The sequence below is a fragment of the Actinomadura sp. genome, assembly GCF_044508335.1.
GTDB lineage: Bacteria > Actinomycetota > Actinomycetes > Streptosporangiales > Streptosporangiaceae > Spirillospora.
The window spans coordinates 45133-47800 of record NZ_JBIQHY010000016.1; the positions used below are offsets into that span (position 1 = coordinate 45133).

Annotated in this window: 4 protein-coding genes; 1 reads left to right on the forward strand and 3 read right to left on the reverse strand. The window is 76.6% G+C overall.

Annotated elements, in window-relative coordinates; genetic code table 11:
* Positions 1-88: 88 nt before the first annotated feature.
* From ACIWVC_RS09040 to ACIWVC_RS09050, 3 genes are all read right to left on the reverse strand, one after another.
* Positions 89-790 carry a hypothetical protein gene (locus ACIWVC_RS09040; protein WP_396453977.1) on the reverse strand — a complete coding sequence of 234 codons (702 nt, stop codon included), beginning with the start codon at positions 788-790 and terminating at the stop codon, positions 89-91.
* A gap of 20 nt (positions 791-810) precedes the next feature.
* Positions 811-1062 carry a hypothetical protein gene (locus ACIWVC_RS09045; protein ID WP_396447602.1) on the reverse strand — a complete coding sequence of 84 codons (252 nt, stop codon included), beginning with the start codon at positions 1060-1062 and terminating at the stop codon, positions 811-813.
* A 231-nt stretch (positions 1063-1293) separates the two neighbouring features.
* Complete coding sequence (locus ACIWVC_RS09050) at positions 1294-1977, reverse strand: Crp/Fnr family transcriptional regulator (RefSeq protein ID WP_396447601.1); 684 nt, start codon at positions 1975-1977, stop codon at positions 1294-1296.
* 61 nt (positions 1978-2038) lie between these two features.
* On the opposite strand from ACIWVC_RS09050, the gene ACIWVC_RS09055 reads away from it, so the two are divergent.
* On the forward strand, positions 2039-2668 hold a 630-nt coding region (locus ACIWVC_RS09055; protein WP_396453978.1), incomplete at its 3' end, for a hypothetical protein.

Sequence of the window (2668 nt, forward strand, 5' to 3'; positions counted from 1 at the left end):
TCCTTGCGGTCGGTGGGGCCGCTGCCGGCGCAGCCCGCGGCCAGCGGCAGCAGGGCGGCGGCGCAGGCGGCCGCGATGTACGGGCCGTTCATCGGAGGTCCCTCCCGGCGATCTCGGAGTCGGTGACGGTGACGTTGCGCCCCTGGATGCGGACGCCGCCCGGCACCGGCCCGGGCGGCATGCCGGGAGGCGTGTCGGGCGATGGGCCGGACGGCGGGCGGAACGCGTCGGCCGCGAGCCGCGCGGCGTCCCCGTCGTCGCCCGGGACGTACAGCCAGGCGCGCACCCGCGTCTCCTTCACCGCCACGCCGACGGGGCGGAACGCCTCCGGGTCGACGGCGGGGTCCCCGTAGCGGACGATGCCGCGGTGGACCTGCTCGGACACCAGGTAGGCGACCGGGCCGCGGGCCCGCTTGAGCGCCGCCTTCAGCACGGGCGCCTCGTTCAGCCGGAACGCCTCGTTGACGTCGCCGCCCACGAAGCCCCGCGGGTCGCGGTAGACGTCGCCGGCGTGCAGGACGACGCGCAGCCGCGGCGGCGCCGCCGGGGCGGCCTCGGCCAGGCGCAGGACGGCGGCGACGATCACCGGGCGCGGGACGTCCGCCGGCCAGAGCATCAGCACGGCGTCGCCGCGGTCCTCGTGGACGCAGCGCCCCCACAGCGCGCCGAGCGCACCGGACAGCCACGTGTACAGCGCGTCGCGGGCCTGCCGCTGCTCCAGGTCGTTGCGGCGGGCGAAGCCCTCGATGTCGGCGATCGCCAGGGTGGCGGGCGCGGGGTACTCGTTCACGGTCGTGCCTCCCATCGGGGTCACCGGCCGCCGAGAAGCGCGGCCAGGCCGATCGCGGCGAGCAGCAGGACCGCGAAGACCCCCACGGCCGCCGCCGCGGCGGCGGCCGGCCGGACGCGGCGGGCGAACCGGTGGATCGCGCCGCCCGCCCGCGCCGCACCGCCGTGCACGGTCAGGTCGCGGCCGGCGATGCGCGCGTCGCGGATGGTCAGGTCGTTGTCGGCGTGGACGTGGACCGACCACTGCTCGCCGGTCGCCGGATCGTGTTCCATGGCCGGGCCCCCTTGTTCACGGCGGAACGGCTCAACAGTGCGGAGTCGGGTTGCGGCAGGTCAACGCGATTGCGCGAGGTCGCCGCGGGCGCCATCCGGGCGGATGCGGCCCGGGTCCGGCGGGTCATCCCGTCGCCGCTGGTCAGCGGTGCCGTCCCGGGATTCCGGTACGTATCGGGAACGGCCGGGACGGATCCAGTGAGAGGCCCCGGAATGGCGCACGTGCGCCATTCAGCCGTCCGGTTCGGGAGACTCCGAGCCGTTCCCGTCGAACCGGGAGAGGAAGGCCGACAGGCGCTCGTCGCTGACGACCTCGACCGTCCCGTGCCCGGTCGCCACGATGCCCTGCTCGCGCAGCCGGCCGAGCGCCCGCACCACCGAGCTGCGCGCCACCCCGAGCATCTCGGCGATCTGGTGCTGATACCGGAACGGGGCCGCGTCGCCGCGCCGCGTCCGCTCCAGCAGCCGGGCCACCCGCACGACGGTCGGCTCGGCCCTGCCGTCGCCGTTCAGGTCGGCGCACCGCAGCCGGTGCACGAGCACGCGGAGCAGCGCGTTCCGGACGCCGTCGTGCCTGCGCATCACCCGGTCGAACGCCTCATGGGAGAGCACGGCGACGGCGCCCGCCCGGACGATCTGGACCGTGGCCGAGTGCGGCCGCCCGTCGATGAGGGACAGCTCGCCGAGGATGTCGCCGGGCCCGCGGTAGGCGACCCACGCGCCGTCGCGGAGGACGCGCGCGTGCGCGGTCAGCAGGATCACGATCTTCGCGGAGCGGCGGCCCTGCGCGTAGAGCTGCGCGCCGTCCGCCACCTGGTGGCGCGTCCCGGCGTCGATCAGGTCGCGCCGCTCGTCCGCGCGCAGCAGGGACAGGAATGGGGCGCCGTACTGCGCCCTGGGCCGGTGCTGGGTCATGATTGCCTCGTAGGGGATCGGGGCGTTGGCGGCTGAAGCCCGCCGGGGAGCGAGCCACGGCATGAGCGGTGATGCGGCGGACGGCTGGAACCTCGTCTACGACGAGGAGGGGGCGCCTCCCGGGCGGATCGCGGGCACGGCCGCACGCGTCCTGGCGGTCGCCGACGAGTGGTTCCCGGCGCGCGGCGGCCTCAGCTCGCTGAACCGCTACCTGTGCGGGGCGCTCGCCGCGGCGGGCGCGGAGACGTACTGCCTGGTGCCGGGCGCGTCCCCCGCCGAGCTGGCGGACGCCGAGCGGGCCGGGGTGCGGCTGGCCGCCGCCCGCCGGTCGCCCGGGACCACCGAGCGGGAGGCGCTGATGCGCCGGCCGCCGCTGCCGCGCGGCGCCGTCCCCGACCTGGTGATCGGGCACGGCCGCGTCACCGGGCAGATCGCCAGGGCGCTGGTCGAGGACCACTTCCCGGACGCCGCCCGGCTGCACCTCGTCCACATGGACCCCGACGACATCGAGTGGTTCAAGCTCGACCACGAGGACGACGCCGGCGTGCGCGCCGAGGAGCGCGGCAGGCTCGAACTCGCGCTCGCGCGGGACGCGGCGGCGGTCATGCCGGTCGGCCCGCGGCTGCACGCGAAGCTGCTGCGCGACCTGCCGGACGGGCCCCGGCTGCTCCGCCTCGACCCCGGGTTCGAC

What these genes read in the sequence shown, in the direction of transcription:
- ACIWVC_RS09050 (WP_396447601.1), bottom strand. Translation starts at nt 1,977, where the DNA reads ATGACCCAGCACCGGCCCAGGGCGCAGTACGGCGCCCCATTCCTGTCC.
- ACIWVC_RS09045 (WP_396447602.1), bottom strand. Translation starts at nt 1,062, where the DNA reads ATGGAACACGATCCGGCGACCGGCGAGCAGTGGTCGGTCCACGTCCAC.